General features: G+C 46.7%; 1 protein-coding gene. It reads left to right on the forward strand.

Annotated elements, in window-relative coordinates; genetic code table 11:
- Positions 1-525: amidohydrolase family protein (locus ACTXGO_RS16590; protein WP_443575206.1), on the forward strand; the 525-nt coding region annotated here is incomplete at its 5' end.
- Positions 526-584 lie beyond the last annotated feature (59 nt).

Consider the following 584-nt stretch of genomic DNA (forward strand, 5'->3'; position numbering starts at 1 on the left):
TCGATACAAGATCGCATGGCCTATGCAGGCGAGTATTTCTTAGATCGTTACGGCGCTGAGGCTGCTAGTACTTCGCCACCATTCAAAAAGATATTTGATATGGGTATTCCACTTGGGGCAGGTACTGACGGTACGCGGGTTTCAAGCTACAATCCTTGGATTGCGCTGTACTGGATGACGACAGGCAAAACCGTTGGCGGCACGCCGCTATATGGCAAAGACAATGTGCTCTCTAGAGCCGATGCACTAGAGGTGTATACCAAAGGCAGCGCTTGGTTCTCAAACGAGGAGACGGTAAAAGGTACGCTTGAGCCGGGTATGTATGCTGACTTTGCACTATTGTCTGATGATTACTTTAGTGTTCCCGATGAGAAAATCAAAACTATCGAAGCTGATCTCACTGTCGTCGGCGGTGACGTGGTATATGGCGCCGGTAAATACAGTAAGCTTGCGCCAACACTAGCGCCTGTGATTCCAAGCTGGTCTCCGGTAAAATATTACGGCGGATATCAAAACGCCAAGTAAATTATTGAAATTGCGATAAAGAATCGGTCTATTATTAGGCCGTTTTTTTGTATTGGTAT

It is taken from the genome of Psychrobacter sp. T6-1 (genome assembly GCF_052258445.1).